The sequence below is a fragment of the Embleya sp. NPDC055664 genome (assembly GCF_053618075.1).
The window spans coordinates 41,641-56,565 of the sequence record NZ_JBSHGZ010000040.1 but is presented as its reverse complement, the minus strand read 5'-3'; the positions used below and the strand labels follow the sequence as shown (position 1 = coordinate 56,565).

Here is a 14,925-nt window from a genome sequence, read left to right as displayed (position 1 = left end):
GGCGCCGGACGGGTGGGCTCGACCCCCGTCCGGCGCTTCGCCCGCGCCGCGCGCCACCGCGCCGTTCCACGATTGGACACCGAGATGCCAGAGGCCCCCCGCGGCGAGTTCCGGAAGGAACTCAGGCCGATCGAGAACTCGTTCAAGCCGGACGCCCTCCCGGAGGTCTACCTGCCGCAGGTCGCCACCGACGACGACCGTTACTACGCGCCGTTCACCGAGACGGTCGGGTCCCGCCCGCTGTGGATCAACGTCAAGGACAACTCCTGGTGCGACATCCTGCGCGCCGAGGAGGCCGGCCTGGTCAACCGGCACTACCACCCGCACGAGGTGTTCGCGTACACCATCTCCGGCAAGTGGGGCTACCTGGAGCGCCCGTGGACCGCCTCCGCCGGCGACTTCGTGTACGAGGCCCCGGGCGAGGGCCACACGCTCGTGGCCTACGAGAGCGACGAACCGATGAAGACGATGTTCATCGTCAAGGGTCCGCTCATCTGGTTGGACGAAAACGGCGACACCACCGGCTACTTCGACGTCCACGACTACATCGCCCTGTGCCGCCGGCACTACACGAAGGTGGGCCTGGGCGCCGAATACGTCGACGCGCTTTTCCGCTGAGCCCCCGGGCCACCCCCGCCGCCGCCCCGGTCGGGGAGGTGGAGGTAGCCGGCGCGCTCGTGGCCTGCGTACCCGAGCGCGCCGGGCGCTGTGCGCGGCGGTCAGACCAGTCGCGCCGACACGATCGTCACGGGCTCCACCGGCACGTCGCGGCTGCCGTTCCGCGACGTGGTGGGCACGCCCTCGATGGCGTCCACCACGTCCTTGCCGTCCACGACCTTGCCGAACACCGCGTAGCCCCAGCCGTCCTGACCGGGATAGTCGAGGAACTCGTTGGCGGCGGCGTTGATGAAGAACTGCGCGCTGGCCGAGTGCGGATCCGACGTGCGCGCCATCGCCACCGTGTACTTGTCGTTGCGCAGACCGTTCTTGGCCTCGTTCTCCACCAGGTTCGGCGCCGGCTTCTTCTCCATGTCCGCGGTCAGGCCGCCGCCCTGGATCATGAAGCCCGGGATCACCCGGTGGAAGATGGTGCCGTCGTAGTGACCGGCCTTGACGTAGTCGACGAAATTCGCCACCGACTTCGGAGCCTTCGACTCGTCGAGCTCCAGGGTGATGTCCCCGCTCGAGGTCCGCAGCAGTACTTTGATCATCCGGCCATCGTACGCAGTGCCGAAGCCGCCGCCGTGTACCGACACCGACAGGGGCCGCCGACCAAAACCCCGGCCGACGACCCGCGCGGGCTCGAACGCCACGCCCGCGCCCCGAACGATGCGTCCGCTACCGGAACATGCGGTCGGCGCTGGTGGCCATCGGTCGGCCACGTACCCCGACAGCGGTCCGACATCACCGGGCCGGCATACGAACGCCCTTTGCCCACGCAGCAAATGTCACCAACCCGCCGCGCTGCCACGGCAGTTCCGCCACGAAGCCGCGGCCCGGGCACCCCGGTCAACGCGGGCGCACGTCGGGAGCGGTGCCCTGATGCAGGTAGGCGGTGGTCCCATCGGCCAGTGCCGCGGCGCACGCCCGCAGGCGGCGGGCCATGTGGGGAGCCATCAGGGTGTCCCACTCGGCGGGGCGCGCCAGACGCCAATGCGCGAGTTCGTCGCCCGCCAGGCGGATACGTTCGTGCATCTCGGTCTCGGTGACCGGTCCGCCGTCGAAGAGGTGGTTCGCCAACGCCGGCCGGCCATCGGGTTGCGCCGGCATCCAATCGACGACCAGGAGACGCCCCGGACGAAGGTCGAGGCCCAGTTCCTCCCGGACCTCGCGGCGGGCGGTGTCCCAGGGGAATTCGCCGTGCTCCATGGCGCCGCCGGGGATCTCCCAGTGGCCGTCGCCGTACCGGGGCTCGACCAGGAGGATTCGGTGCTCGGAGGTGTGGAGGATCGCGCCGGCGCTGCCGATGTGGCGGGGCAGGGTGGCGTAGTACTCGGCGGGAGGGAGGGGGTGGCTCATGGCGGCAAACGTAGTGAGTCGACGTGGCCGCGAAACAGCGAAGGCAAGGAGATTCCTCTCCCTGCCTCTCTCAACTTATAGCGCACCCGGGGGCTTGCGGCAAGGCCCCCGTCGGGGCGCAGAATCGTCCGCCGTGGCCACTACCTGCGGAAATGGGAAGGACGACAACGAGGGATGAGGACGTGCCCGACAACAGGTTCGACGACGCCGGCGGCACCGGCGACGCGGCGGCACCGGATCAGGACTGTCTCGGAGGTATCGCGGTGAGCGACCGCTACGTATCGGATCTCGGCGGGATCGACACGACGATGGTCGCCCTCGTCGGCGGCAAGGCCGCACACCTGGGCGCACTGTCCGGGATCGAAGGCGTCCACGTGCCGCCCGGCTTCTGTGTGACCACAAACGCCTTCCGGCGGGTCGTCGCGCAGGCGCCGTCGCTCGACGAACTGTTGGACCGGCTGTCCCGCTCGAACCCCGACGACCGGGAGGAGATCCGCACGCTGAGCGCGGAAGTCCGCCGGACCATCGAGGAGATCGCCGTCCCGGACGACGTCGCGACGGCGATCACCGGCGCGCTCGCCCGGTTCGGCGAACAGGCCGGCTACGCCGTACGATCCAGCGCGACGGCGGAGGACCTGCCGACGGCCTCGTTCGCCGGCCAGCAGGACACGTACCTGAACGTGGTCGGGCCGACGGCGATCCTGCGGCATGTCGGCCGGTGCTGGGCCTCGTTGTTCACCGAGCGGGCGGTGGCCTACCGCCGGCGCAACGGCATCGACGACCGTGCGGTCCACATGGCCGTGGTCGTCCAGCGGATGGTCTTCCCGCTTGCGGCCGGCGTCCTGTTCACCGCCGACCCCGTCACGGGCAACCGCAGGGTCGCCACCGTCGACGCCGGCCCGGGCCTGGGCGAGGCGCTGGTCTCCGGCCTGGTGAACCCGGACGTCTTCACGGTGCGCGACGGCGAGATCGTCGCCAGGACGATCGCCGCCAAGCAGCGCGCCCTGCACGCCGTGCCGGGCGGCGGCACGCACGAGGTGGCGATCGACCCGGACCGGCAGCGGCAGCCGGCGCTGACGGACGCGCGGGTGTTGGAGCTGGTGCGGCTCGGGCGGCGGATCGAGGCGCACTTCGGCCGGCCGCAGGACATCGAGTGGTGCCTGGACGACGACGGCTTCCGGGTCGTGCAGAGCCGGCCGATCACGACGTTGTTCCCCATTCCCGAGAGCGACGACCGGGACAACCATGTCTACGTCTCGGTCGGCCACGGGCAGATGATGACCGACCCCATGAAGCCCCTGGGACTGTCCGTGTGGCAGCTGACGGCCATGGCCCCGATGCCCACGGCCGGCGGGAGGTTGTTCGTCGACGTCACCCGCCGCCTGGCCTCGCCCGCGAGCCGCACCGCCTTCCTGGACCTCGTCGGGCGCGGCGATCCGCTGGTCAGGGACGCGCTGGAGACCGTCCTCGACCACGACGGCTTCGTTCCCTCGCTCCCCGACGCGGGTCCGCCCGAGCCGCTGATCGTCGCCGCGGCGCCCACCCCGATCGAGACGGATCCGGCCATCGTCGCCGAGCTGATCGAGCGCGGCCGGACGTCCGTCGACACCCTGCGGCGCGAGATCCGGAGCAAGTCCGGACCGGCGCTGTTCGACTTCCTGGCGGAGGCCTTCGCGGAGCACAAGCGGGCCCTCGGGGATCCGCTGAGCCTTCGGGCGATCATGGCGGGGATGGAGGCCACGTGGTGGCTGGGCGACAAGCTGTGGGAGTGGCTGGGCGAGAAGAACGCGGCCGACACGCTCACCCTGTCCGCCCCCGGCAACGTCACCTCCGAGATGGGCCTGGCGCTGCTCGACGTCGCCGACGTGATCCGCCCGCACCCGGAGGTGGTCGCCTACCTGCGGGGTGTCGAGGACGACGACTTCCTGGACGAGTTGCCCAAGCTCGCGGGCGGGGCCGAGGCACGCGACGCCGTGGAGTCCTACCTCGACCGATACGGCATGCGCTGCGTCGGCGAGATCGACATCACCAGGCCGAGGTGGCGCGAACGCCCCACCACACTCGTCCCGGTGATCCTCGACCACGTGAAGAACTTCGAACCCGGCGCAGCCGAACGGCGGTTCGAGGAGGGAAGGCAGCGGGCACTGGCGAAGGAGCGGGACGTATTGGCGCGCCTGCGAACCCTGCCCGACGGGGACCGAAAGGCCGACGAGACCAAACGTATGATCGACCGGGTCCGCACCTTCATCGGATACCGGGAATACCCGAAGTACGCCATCATCACCCGCTACTTCGTCTACAAGCAGGCCCTACTGGCCGAGGCCGACCGCCTCGTTCGGGCCGGCGTGCTGGCCGATCGGGAGGACGCCTTCTTCCTCACGTTCCAGGAATTCCACGACGTCGTGCGTTCGCACCGGGTGGACGATCGGCTCATCCGGGAGCGCAAGGACGCGTTCCGGTCGTACCACTCGCTCACCCCGCCCCGGGTGCTCACCTCGGACGGCGAGGCCCTCAACGGGTCCTACCGCCGCGACGACGTGCCGGCCGGTGCCCTGGTCGGGCTGGCGGTCTCCGCCGGCACCGTCGAGGGTCGGGCCCGGGTCGTCCTGGACATGGCCGAGGCCGATCTCGAGGCGGGCGACATCCTGGTCACGGCCCACACCGACCCCAGCTGGTCGCCCCTGTTCGTCGGGATCACGGGCGTGGTGACGGAGGTGGGCGGCCTGATGACGCACGGCGCGGTGATCGCCCGGGAGTACGGCCTGCCGGCGGTCGTGGGCGTGGACCAGGCGACCCGGCTGATCCGCGACGGGCAGCGGATCCGCGTCCACGGCACCGACGGCTACGTCGAGATCCTGTCCTGACTCGCGACCACCACGCCGAAGTAGGGGGACATGTCCACAAGACGGCGATGCCGTCGTCCCGGCGCGGACCGCGCACGGTCCCGAGGCTTTCCGAAAGCGTACGAACGGCGCGGTCGGCTTCGGTATCCGTCACGTGACTGCACCGCGCGGGGCGTCGGCCCGCCCGCTTGTAGCCTGGGGGCGACCAGGCAGGACGGCTCGGTCGAGCCACGGGCCCCGATCACCGGAGACCCGTGAGCACGCACGCAGGCGCCCCTCGTCCGGTCACCCGATCGCACCCGGAACCCGCCGAGCCGCTCGTCGGCCGGGACCGGGAGGCGGCCCGCCTGCTCCACACGCTCGACTCCTCCGCGGCCGAACCGCTCCTGCTGCTGCTCGGCGACGTGGGCATGGGCAGGAGCGCCCTGCTGGACCGGGTCGTGCGCGCGGCCACGACCGACGCCGCCCGCGTCCTTCGCGCGGCCGGCAGCGAGTCCGAGTCGAGCCTGGCGTTCGCCGCCCTGCATCAGCTGCTGCGCCCGGTGTCGGCCGAGGTGGACGACCTGCCGGGGCGGCAACGCGCCGCGCTGTACGGTGTCTTCGGTACCGGTCCGATCCCGGCGGACGCCGACCCGATGCTGATCGGCGTCGCCGTATTGAGCCTGCTGTCCGCCCTGGCGGAGCGGGGGCGGGTGCTCGTGGTCCTGGACGACGCGCAGTGGTTCGACCGCGCGTCCCTGGACGCGTTGTCCTTCGCCGCCCGACGGCCGGCCGGCGAACCGGTCACGATGCTGGTCGCCGCTCGCACCGGAGATCACCTGCCCGGCTTCGATCACCACATCCCGACGTTGACCCTCGGGCCGCTGGACGACGCCGCGGCGGGCCACCTGCTCGACCTACAGCCGCGACGCCCGACCGGCCGAACGAGGGCCCGGATCCTGGCCCAGGCCGACGGCAACCCGCCGGCGCTCGCCGAGCTCGCGCGGACGGCGGGCTCACCCGACGCGGCCGCCGGGCCGCCCGCCGGCGGGCCGCTCCCGCTGACCGAGCACCTGATCGACCCGGTGGAGAGCCGCTCGGTCGCCGTCTACGCCCGCCGTGCCCTCGGCGCGGCCGCTCTCGCGGAGGGCGCGCACGAGGAGGCGTACCACCGACTCCGCGCCGTCTTCACCGCGGACGGCGAGCCCGTGCACTACCACGCCGCCTATCCGGCGCTGGCGGATCTGGCCGCGGCGGCGGTACGCACCGGCCGGCGCGACGAGGTGGCCGGCATCGTCGAGCGCGCCGCACACACGCTCGGCGCCGATGCCTCACCCCGACTGCGTGCGCTGATCGAGCGGGCTCGCGGTCTGCCGGCCGACGCCGAGGACGCCGAGCCGTACTTCCGCGCGGCCCTGGCCGACCCGGAGTCGGCACACCGACCGTTCGAACGTGCCCAAACCCTCCTGGACTTCGCCGAGTGGCTGCGCCGGCGTCGGCGCATCGCCGAGGCGCGGGTCCCCCTCGCCGAGGCCCTGGAGACGTTCCGGCGGCTGGGCGCCCGCCCGTGGATCGAGCGGGCCCGGGTCGAGGCGCGCGCCGCCGGCCTCGACGTCACCGACGCCGCGCCCGACGCGCTCGCCGAACTCTCCCCGCAACAGCAGCAGATCGTCCGGCCGGCCGCCCGCGGACTGACCAACCGCGAGATCGGCGAGCGGCTGTTCCTGTCCCCGCGCACGGTCGGCTCGCACCTGTACCGCAGCTTCCCCAAGCTGGCCGTCACCAGCCGCTCCCAGCTGCGCGACCTGATCGACGACGCGCACGCGACACCCGACCGTCGAGGCTGGGCCACCCACCCTGCGTCGCCGCAAGTCGCCCCGACACCAATGGACTTGACCCCGCGCCCACCGGACTTACGCTGCCCGGAGCCGAGTTGCCTACCCAGCACCATCGACCCCGACACCCCGTCTTAAGCCGAACGTGTGAAGCCGTCGCCGTATTCGCCGATCCGCGTTGTGCCCATCCAACGTTGCGGTTAGCTTCACGATCGTGTTGACGATCGGACTGAACGGGAATTTCTCCCCCGGGGATTCGGATCTCGTCCCCGGCTTACGGGAGTACATGTACCATGACGCGGCCGCGGCCCTGGTGCGCGACGGCGTTTTGATCGCGGCCGTCGAGGAGGAGCGCCTCAACCGGATCAAGCACACGACCAAGTTCCCGAGCAACGCCCTCCGGGCCTGCCTGGAAACGGCGGGCGTGACCCCGGCCGACGTCGACGCGGTCGGCTACTACTTTCCCGAGCCCTACCTGGACTTCATGCTCAACGGGCTCTACGTCGACAACCCCGCGGTGCCCGCCCGCTATTCGCGGCAGCTCATCAAGGACCGGCTGAGCCGCGACCTGGGCTGGGAACTCACCGACGACAAACTCTTCTTCGCGTCGCACCATCGTGCCCACGCGATGTCCGGCCTCGCCCGCTCCGGCTTGGCGGACGCGCTGGTCGTGGTGCTCGACGGCATGGGCGAGGACTGTTCCGGAACGATCTTCGGTGCGGTGGACGGCCGACTGGAAACCCTGGCCGAGCTGCCGATGCACAACTCGCTGGGCCTGCTCTACCTGGGCGCCACCCGACACCTCGGATTCCGCTTCGGTGACGAGTACAAGGTTATGGGCCTGGCGCCGTACGGGGATCCCGCCGTGCACCGCGCGGTGTTCGAGTCGATGTACACGCTGAACGCGGACGGGGACTACGACTTCGACCGGCACGCGCTGTCCCTCGACTACGTCGGCGGCGTATTCCTCGCCCACGGACTGCCGCCCCGGCGCTCGACGGACCCGGTGGAACAGCGGCACAAGGACTTCGCCGCCGGACTGCAGGAGATGTTGGAACGCATCGTGCTGCACCTGATGGGGCACTGGAGCCGGTCCACGCGGCACACCGCGTTGGTATTCGGCGGCGGCGTCGCGCACAACTGCACTCTCAACGGCGCCATTCTCCGCTCGGGGCTCTTCGACGAGATGTTCGTACACCCCGCCTCCCACGACGCGGGCACGGCGGAGGGCGCGGCGCTGCTGGCGCAGGAGGCGTTGGCCGGCCCGGTGCGGCTCAAGGAGCGGTTGCGCAGCGCGAGCGTGGGTCCCGCCCTCGGCGACACGCATATGATCGAACGGCAACTCGCCTCCTGGGGTGTTCTGATCGAGTACGAGCGGCCCGCCGACCTCGTCGACACGACGGCCCGACTGCTCGCCGACGGCGCCGTGCTCGGCTGGGCGCAGGGCCGATCCGAGTTCGGCCCGCGCGCGCTGGGCCACCGCAGCATCCTCGCCGATCCCCGACCGGCGGAGAACCGGACCCGGATCAACGCGATGATCAAAAAGCGGGAGAGTTTCCGGCCCTTCGCGCCGATGGTCGTGTCCGAGGCGGCCCACACCTACTTCGAACTGCCCGAGACGGCCGCCGACTACGACTTCATGTCGTTCGTGGTGCGGGTGCGCCCCGAGCATCGGCGAACGCTCGCCGCGGTCACCCACGTCGACGGCACGGCCCGGATCCAGGTCGTCGAGCCGGAGGTGAACGAGCGGGTCCACCGCCTCGTCACCCGCTTCGGCGAACTCACCGGCACTCCGGTCCTGTTGAACACGTCGATGAACAACAACGCGGAACCCATCGTGCAGAGCGTCGAGGACGCGTTGACCTGTCTGCTGACCACCGAACTCGACGGTCTGGTCGTGGACGAGTTCGTGGTCCGGCGCCGCCCCGGATTCCTGCCCGCCCTCGACGACCTCGTCCCGCGGCTTCGCCCGGTCACGAGACTGATCAGGACCACCAGGGCCACGGGCTCCGGGGGGAGCGTCGTCTCCCACGAGATCGTGCTCGACTACGCCACCGGTCCACGAGCCCCGGTGTCGCCGGAGATGTTCACGCTCCTGGAACGGGCCGACGGCACCCGGACGTTCGCCGCCCTCGCGGTCGGCGCCCCGACCGCGCCGATCAGGACCGAACTGCACGCCCTGTGGCAGCAGCGCTTCTTCTCGCTGACACCGGCGCCCGTGTTCGCGGCGGAGCATGGTCGCTCCCCCCGACGCGCGTCGGCCGAATAGTCCTCGGGTCGACCATCAGGTGAGAAGACGTGAGGTACGCATGCCCATTCCCGTCGCCTACCCCTTCAACGAGGCCGCCGGCCTGGAGTTGTCCGCCCGGTACGCCAAGGCGCAGCAGGCCGACGGACTGGAGCGGGTGCGGCTGCCCTATGGGGAACCCGCCTGGCTCGTCACACGCTACGCGGACGCCAGGCTGGTCCTGGGCGATTCGAGGTTCAGCCGCGCCGCGTGCACCGCGCACGACGAGCCGCGCGAGCAACCGGGCCGGGTCACCGCGGGCATCGGTGCCACGGACCCGCCCGACCACACCCGGTTGCGCAAGCTGGTCGCCAAGGCGTTCACCGTGCAGCGGATCGAGCGGCTACGCCCGGGCATTCGTGCCCTGGCCGAGCGTTTGGCGCAGGACATGGCGGACTCGGGCCCGCCCGCCGACCTCGTGGAGTCCTTCGCGCTCCCGCTCCCCGTCGCCGTGATCTGCCGGGTGCTCGGGGTGCCCGAGGCGGACCGTCCGCTCTTCCGGAAATGGAGCGACGACGCGGTGTCCAGCAACGCCGCAGAGCAAGTCGCGGGCAGCATGCGAGAGTTGAGCGTCTACATGGTCGAGCTGATCGCCGAACACCGCATCCGACCCGCGGACGACCTGATCACCGAGCTGATCGAGGCCCGCGACGTCGGGGAGCGGCTCTCCGAGGCCGAGTTGGTCGAGCAGTGCATGGGGCTGCTGATCGCGGGCCACGAGGCCACCGCGATGCTGATTCCGAACTTCGTCCATCTGCTGCTCGGCCGGCACGACGGGCTCGGGTGGTTGCGCGACGAACCGGATCGTATTCCGGCGGCGGTCGAGGAGTTGTTGCGCTTCGTACCGCTGCGCACCGGGGCGCTCGCGGCCCGCTGGGCCACCGAGGACGTCGAGGTCGGCGGGACGCTCGTGCGCGAGAAAGAGCCCGTCATGGTCTCGGTGGGCGCCGCCAACCACGATGCGCGGCGATTCACCGCCCCCGACGCGCTCGACCTGGGCCGCGAGGGAAATCGACACGTGGCGTTCGGACACGGTGTGCATCATTGCGTCGGCGCGCCGCTGGCCCGCCTGGAGTTGCAGGAGGCGCTGCGCGCTCTGGCCCTGCGGATGCCGAGCCTGCGCCCGGCCGGTGACGTCGTCTGGAAGAGTCGTTCGCTCGTCCGCGGTCCGCACACCATGCCGGTTAGGTGGTGAGGCGGTGTCGGTCTGGCGGATGACGGTGGATCGCGACCGCTGCATGGGCTCGGGCGTGTGTGTGGCCCTGGCAGGCTCGCTGTTCGTCCTGGACGACGAACGCGCCCGGCCGCCGACCGAAGACGTCGCCCCGGACGAGACGGTGCTCGACGCGGCCGACTCCTGCCCGGCGCGGGCCATCACCGTGACGGAGAACGGACGGGTGATCGGCCCGCGCGACTGAGCAGTTCCCGTCGATCGTCATCCCCGTTGCCGAAAGGGGCATCGTATGCAGAACACCGAATATCTCGAGTTGGTGGAGACGGCCGGCGGCCGGGAGAACCATTACGCGCGCGTCGTCGATCGGTACTACGAACTCGTGACGCCGATGTGCCGTGACGTGTGGTCGGACTCCTTCCACCTCGCGTGGTTCGCCGAGGGGCAACAACTGCACGAGGCGCAGCGCACGATGCAGCGGTGGCTCGCGGATCGGGGCGGGTTCACGGCGGGCGACGAACTCCTCGATGTCGGCTGCGGCATCGGCGGCCCGGCCGCGAACGTGGCCGAGTACACCGGTGCCACGGTGACGGGCGTGAACATCTGCGGCCACCAGGTCCGGGTCGCCCGATCCCTGCACACCGGCGACGTGGGCACACAGCTGACCTTCGTCGAAGCCGATGCGATGCAACTCCCGTTCAGGTCGGCAAGGTTCGATGGCGTCTACGCGATCGAGGCGCTGTGCTACACGCCCGACAAACCCCGCGCCTACGCGGAGGTGGCCCGGGTCGTCAAGCCGGGCGGCGCGTTCGTCGGCGCCGACTGGTTCTGTGCGGACGACCTCTCGGAGGCGGACTACGCGCGGTGGGTGGAGCCGATGTGCCGGGCGTTCGCCATCCCGCGGGTGATCCCGTTCGGCGCGATCCGGGAACACTTGGAGACCGCCGGGTTCGAGGTCGAGTCGGTGTCCCGGTACGACGACCACGGCGACGTCGCCCCGAACTGGCTGCTGTGCGCGGAGAACTCGGCGAACGCGGCCGGCGCGGCCGGTGCTGGGGATGCGGCCGGCGCCGTCGACGTCTCGGAATCGCGGCCGGAGAGCTTCGAGTCCCTGCTTGAGGCATCGGTGCCCGCGCTCCGCGACGCATGTCGGGCGGGCAAAGTGATCACGGGCTGCTGGGTCGCCCGCAGGCGCGGGTGACGACGCCGCGAACCGTCCTTCCGAACGAAAGAGCGAACATGACGGACCACGCGAAGTTCGGCTCGGTTCCGGGAGCACTGCCCCTGCTCGGTCACGCGGTGCAACTCGGCAGGCGACCACTCGACTTCCTCGCCTCGCTGCCGGCGCACGGCGACCTGGTCGAGATCAGGCTCGGACCCGTGCCGTTCCATGTGCTCTGCGACCCGGATCTGGTGCACCGGGTCCTCCTGGACGACCGCACCTACGACAAGGGCGGGGCGATCTTCGACCTCGTGCGCACCATCGCCGGCAACGGCCTGGCGACCTGCCCACACCACGAGCACCGCCAACAACGTCGGCTCTTGCAACCGGCGTTCCATCGCAACCGGCTGCCCGGCTACGCCAAGGTGATGTCCGCCGAGATCGCCACGATGCTCGACGGTTGGTCGGCCAACCGCGAACTCGACGTGCTGGTCGCCGTGAACGAATTCGCCGCGAGTCTGGCCACCCGCACCCTGTTCGCCGCCGAACTCGACGACGCCACGTTCGAGGAGTTGCGGCTGTGCATGCACACCGTGATGACCGGCATGATGCGCCGGATGCTCCTGCCCTGGTCCTTCCCGAACCGGCTGCCGACACCGGCCAATCGCCGCTTCGAGCAGGCCCGCGCCCGGCTCAAGCGCTACGTGGTCCGGCTCACCGCCGACTACCGGCGCGCGGGCGTGGACCACGGGGACCTGCTGTCGATCCTGCTGGCCGTCCGCGACGAGGACGGCCGGGGGCTGACCGACGCCGAAATCCACGACCAGGTCTTCACGTTCTACCTCGGCGGCAGTGAGACCACGGCCCCCTCGCTGGCGTGGTCGTTGTACCTGCTGGGCCGCAACCCCGACATCCGCGGGCGACTGCACGACGAGGTCGACGCCGTGCTCTCCGGGCGGGTCGCCGAGTTCGACGACATCCCGAAACTGGACCTGACCCGGCGGGTGATCATGGAGTCGCTGCGCCTGTACCCGCCGGGCTGGCTGTTCACCCGGGTGACCACGAGGGACACCGAACTGGCGGGCCGCCGGCTGCCGGCGGGTTCGGTCGTGCTGTACAGCCCGCACATCGTGCAGCACCGCGCCGACCTGTTCCCCGAGCCCGAACGTTTCGACCCGGACCGGTGGCTCGACGACGGCCCCCGTCCGCCCCGGGGAGTGTTCACCCCCTTCGGCGCCGGCGCCCGCAAGTGCATCGGGGAGGTCTTCGCCCTGACCGAGGCCACCCTCGCACTGGCCTCCATCGCGGCCCGTTGGGAACTCGACCCGCTGCCCGGCGCCCGCGAACGCCTCACGCCACGACTGTCGTCCACACCCCGCTCGCTCCCGATGTCCCTGCGCGAGCGCACGGCGGGCGCGAGCCGGACGGACCCGATGGTGTCCCGCGACACCATCCCGCACCCGCGTCACCGGGGCATCCGCCACCCCTGAGGAGGACCAACGATGGAAGAACGGATCGCGGCACCGGCCGCCCCCGTGGCCGAGGAGGTCGGGCAGCTGTACGACCGCATGACCGGCATCGCCGCCGACTTCCTCGGCGACGACGCACAGCTGGGCTACAACGCGCATCTGGGCTATTGGGACACCCCCGACAGCGAACTCACCTACGACGAGGCCACCGATCGGCTCACCGACGTCATGCTGGAACGCCTGCGGATCGGCGCCGGCGGCCGGCTGCTCGACGTCGGCTGCGGCGTCGGCGCGCCGGCGGTGCGGATCGCTCGCCTCACCGGAGCGAGTGTGACGGGCATTTCGGTCAGCGGGGAGCAGATCGCCCGCGCCGAGGCGCTGGCCCGGGAGACGCCGTTTCCGGACCGCCTCGACTTCCGCCTCGCCGACGCCATGGAACTGCCGTTTCCCGACGCCTCGTTCGATGCCGTGATGGCGCTCGAATCGATGTGCCACATGCCCGACCGGATGCAGGTCTACCGCGAGATGCGGCGGGTGCTCCGCCCCGGGGGCAGGATCGTGGCCACCGACTTCCATGGCCGCAGCGCGTCGCCCTCCCCCGACCGATTGGCCCTGCAGCAGACCATGGGCTCGACGACCGTGCGGATCGACGACTATCCACAGCTGATCCGCACGTCGGGCCTGCGGTTTTTGGAACTGCGGGACATCACCGACGAGACCCTGCCCAGGTCGTTCGCCTTCCTGGCCGAGCGTGCGGAGCAGCTCCGCTTCGAGTTCGACGACACCGAAGCGGCCTGCTTCTACAACCCGCAGTCCGTGATCGACGTGCCCGCGCTCGGATATCTCCTCGTCGTCGCACAGCGGCCACTCGTCGGCGCACCGCGACCCCTCGACGACTGAACCGCTCCCGTGAATCGAACACCCGGAGGTGGCATGGAGGTCGCAGCGCAATTACCTTTCCGACAGCCGCCGTTGCGGACCGCTCCCCGGCTGCGCGAGTTGCGGTCCCGGGGCCCGGTGCACCGCGTACGCACCGCCATGGGCGACGAGGCGTGGCTGGTCACCGGTCACGCACAGGTTCGCCGGCTGCTGGACGACGACCGGCTCGGCCGTACCCATCCGACCCCGGAGACCGCGGCCCGCACCGGGGAGACGTTGTTCGACGCGGTGCTCGGCGACTTCGCCACGGAGGCGGCCGATCACGCTCGCACCCGGGCACTCCTGCGACCGCACTTCTCGCCCGGGCGCATGCGACCGCTGCGCCCGCGCGTGGAGGCCCTGACCACACGACTGCTGGACGCGTTGATCGCCCACGGGCCGCCGGCGGACCTGCATGCCATGGTCGCGGTGCCGCTGCCGATCCTGGTCATCTGTGCACTGCTCGGCGTTCCGTACCGGGACTGCGAGCGGTTCCGCGCCTGGACCGCCGATGCCGCCGACGTCGGTGATCCCGCGCGGTCGCAGCGCGGGCTGGCCGAACTGTACGGGTACGGCCATGAGTTGGTCGCGCGCAAGCGGGTCGAGCCGGGCGACGACGTGATCTCGCGGCTGTGCGCGGCCGAGGATGTCTCCGACGACGAGATCGCCGGGTTGTCGATGGCGCTGCTGTTCGCCGGGCAGGAGACCACCGTGGTCCAGATCGGGATGGGTGTGCTGCTGTTGCTGGGCAACCCGGACCAGTGGCGGGCGCTGGTGCACGACCCCGGACTGGTCGCCGGCGCGGTCGAGGAGATCCTGCGCGCCTCGAACACGGGCGGCGGCGGAATCCCCCGCTATGCGCGCCGGGACCTGGACATCGACGGTGTCGCCGTCCGGGCGGGCGATCTGGTGTTGCTGGACAACGGCTCCGCCAACCACGACCCCGCCGCCTTCCCGGACCCGGATCGCATGGACATCACCCGCGCGGCATCGGCGCACGTCACCTTCGGGCACGGCCTGCGCTACTGCCTCGGCGCGCCACTGGCCCGCATCGAACTGCACGCGGTGTTCGGCCAACTGGTCGCCCGTCTGCCGACGTTGCAATTGGCGGTGGACCCGGACGCGGTGCGGATGCGTCCGGACGCGGTCACCGGCGGGCCGGCCGAACTTCCGGTGCGGTGGTGACATCGAGCGCGGGCCGGCACGTCGCGCCCCGGGGCGCGGCGTCCGCCCGCACCGATA

The 14,925-nt window shown here is 71.0% G+C and carries 12 protein-coding genes; 10 read left to right on the top strand and 2 right to left on the bottom strand.

Annotation, left to right across the window (positions count from 1 at the left end; all coding sequences use genetic code 11):
- Positions 1–84: 84 nt before the first annotated feature.
- The gene (locus tag ACWGR4_RS40345; RefSeq protein WP_452129383.1) at positions 85–618 is read left to right on the top strand and encodes a 2,4'-dihydroxyacetophenone dioxygenase family protein; all 534 of its coding nucleotides are present in this window, start codon (positions 85–87) and stop codon (positions 616–618) included.
- 101 nt (positions 619–719) lie between these two features.
- Here ACWGR4_RS40345 and ACWGR4_RS40340 read toward each other — a convergent pair whose 3' ends face one another.
- Positions 720–1,211, bottom strand: a complete 492-nt coding sequence (locus ACWGR4_RS40340; protein WP_380007688.1) for a peptidylprolyl isomerase — start codon at positions 1,209–1,211, stop codon at positions 720–722.
- A gap of 298 nt (positions 1,212–1,509) precedes the next feature.
- Positions 1,510–2,019: an NUDIX domain-containing protein gene (locus ACWGR4_RS40335; protein WP_380007691.1), complete on the bottom strand. Its 510-nt coding sequence runs from the start codon at positions 2,017–2,019 to the stop codon at positions 1,510–1,512.
- 263 nt (positions 2,020–2,282) lie between these two features.
- Here ACWGR4_RS40335 and rph point away from each other — a divergent pair, with 263 nt between their 5' ends.
- From rph to ACWGR4_RS40290, 9 genes are all read left to right on the top strand, one after another.
- A complete protein-coding gene (gene rph / locus ACWGR4_RS40330) occupies positions 2,283–4,883 on the top strand; it encodes a rifamycin-inactivating phosphotransferase (RefSeq protein ID WP_452129421.1) in 2,601 nt (866 codons plus the stop codon).
- Positions 4,884–5,116: 233 nt separating this feature from the next.
- Positions 5,117–6,814: an AAA family ATPase gene (locus ACWGR4_RS40325; protein ID WP_452129384.1), complete on the top strand. Its 1,698-nt coding sequence runs from the start codon at positions 5,117–5,119 to the stop codon at positions 6,812–6,814.
- Positions 6,815–6,890: 76 nt separating this feature from the next.
- Positions 6,891–8,945, top strand: a complete 2,055-nt coding sequence (locus ACWGR4_RS40320; RefSeq protein WP_452129385.1) for a carbamoyltransferase family protein — start codon at positions 6,891–6,893, stop codon at positions 8,943–8,945.
- 40 nt (positions 8,946–8,985) lie between these two features.
- Positions 8,986–10,158, top strand: coding sequence for a cytochrome P450 (locus tag ACWGR4_RS40315; protein WP_452129386.1), 1,173 nt, complete (start codon positions 8,986–8,988; stop codon positions 10,156–10,158).
- Positions 10,159–10,177: 19 nt separating this feature from the next.
- Complete coding sequence (locus ACWGR4_RS40310; RefSeq protein ID WP_380007703.1) at positions 10,178–10,381, top strand: ferredoxin; 204 nt, start codon at positions 10,178–10,180, stop codon at positions 10,379–10,381.
- A 45-nt stretch (positions 10,382–10,426) separates the two neighbouring features.
- Positions 10,427–11,335 carry a class I SAM-dependent methyltransferase gene (locus tag ACWGR4_RS40305; RefSeq protein ID WP_452129387.1) on the top strand — a complete coding sequence of 303 codons (909 nt, stop codon included), beginning with the start codon at positions 10,427–10,429 and terminating at the stop codon, positions 11,333–11,335.
- A 38-nt stretch (positions 11,336–11,373) separates the two neighbouring features.
- Positions 11,374–12,786, top strand: coding sequence for a cytochrome P450 (locus ACWGR4_RS40300; RefSeq protein WP_452129388.1), 1,413 nt, complete (start codon positions 11,374–11,376; stop codon positions 12,784–12,786).
- 12 nt (positions 12,787–12,798) lie between these two features.
- Positions 12,799–13,665 carry an SAM-dependent methyltransferase gene (locus ACWGR4_RS40295; RefSeq protein WP_452129389.1) on the top strand — a complete coding sequence of 289 codons (867 nt, stop codon included), beginning with the start codon at positions 12,799–12,801 and terminating at the stop codon, positions 13,663–13,665.
- 33 nt (positions 13,666–13,698) lie between these two features.
- Positions 13,699–14,868, top strand: coding sequence for a cytochrome P450 (locus tag ACWGR4_RS40290; protein ID WP_452129390.1), 1,170 nt, complete (start codon positions 13,699–13,701; stop codon positions 14,866–14,868).
- The last annotated feature ends 57 nt before the right edge of the window (positions 14,869–14,925 follow it).

What these genes read in the sequence shown, in the direction of transcription:
- ACWGR4_RS40345 (WP_452129383.1), top strand. Translation starts at nt 85, where the DNA reads ATGCCAGAGGCCCCCCGCGGCGAGTTCCGGAAGGAACTCAGGCCGATC.
- ACWGR4_RS40340 (WP_380007688.1), bottom strand. Translation starts at nt 1,211, where the DNA reads ATGATCAAAGTACTGCTGCGGACCTCGAGCGGGGACATCACCCTGGAG.
- ACWGR4_RS40335 (WP_380007691.1), bottom strand. Translation starts at nt 2,019, where the DNA reads ATGAGCCACCCCCTCCCTCCCGCCGAGTACTACGCCACCCTGCCCCGC.
- ACWGR4_RS40315 (WP_452129386.1), top strand. Translation starts at nt 8,986, where the DNA reads ATGCCCATTCCCGTCGCCTACCCCTTCAACGAGGCCGCCGGCCTGGAG.
- ACWGR4_RS40310 (WP_380007703.1), top strand. Translation starts at nt 10,178, where the DNA reads ATGACGGTGGATCGCGACCGCTGCATGGGCTCGGGCGTGTGTGTGGCC.
- ACWGR4_RS40305 (WP_452129387.1), top strand. Translation starts at nt 10,427, where the DNA reads ATGCAGAACACCGAATATCTCGAGTTGGTGGAGACGGCCGGCGGCCGG.
- ACWGR4_RS40300 (WP_452129388.1), top strand. Translation starts at nt 11,374, where the DNA reads ATGACGGACCACGCGAAGTTCGGCTCGGTTCCGGGAGCACTGCCCCTG.
- ACWGR4_RS40295 (WP_452129389.1), top strand. Translation starts at nt 12,799, where the DNA reads ATGGAAGAACGGATCGCGGCACCGGCCGCCCCCGTGGCCGAGGAGGTC.
- ACWGR4_RS40290 (WP_452129390.1), top strand. Translation starts at nt 13,699, where the DNA reads ATGGAGGTCGCAGCGCAATTACCTTTCCGACAGCCGCCGTTGCGGACC.